Below are 371 nucleotides of genomic sequence, written 5' to 3' on the forward strand. Positions count from 1 at the left end.
GTCGATGGGAGCATGCTGGTCGCCGATCCCGGCGGCCGACGCCTCGGAGATCGACACGCCCCCCTACCACCTGACCCGGCTCGGGCCGTTCCGCGCGAGCGGGCTCAACAACCTGGGCCAGGTCATCGGATCGGGCCCGACGGCCAACAACGCGGGTTGGAACTCCTTCGCGGCCATTTATCATAGCTATGGAGAGCGGGCGGGGACGGTCGAGGCCATCCTCGGCCCTAAGAGTGCCGGCACGGAAGGGATGGCATTGAACGACCGGGGTCAGGCGGTCATCCACAACAGCAACACCATCTTCGATCCGAACGAGTCTGAGACCCTCTTCTGGGACGGGGTCGAGGCCCGGGGAATCAGGCCCCAGAGCC

1 protein-coding gene is annotated in these 371 nt (G+C 66.6%); it reads left to right on the plus strand.

Features of this window, described 5'->3' with window-relative positions; translation table 11 throughout:
- On the plus strand, positions 1–371 hold a 371-nt coding region (locus AB1L30_RS00445; protein ID WP_367011386.1), incomplete at both ends, for a hypothetical protein.

The sequence above is a fragment of the Bremerella sp. JC817 genome (assembly GCF_040718835.1).
In the GTDB taxonomy this organism is placed as follows: domain Bacteria; phylum Planctomycetota; class Planctomycetia; order Pirellulales; family Pirellulaceae; genus Bremerella.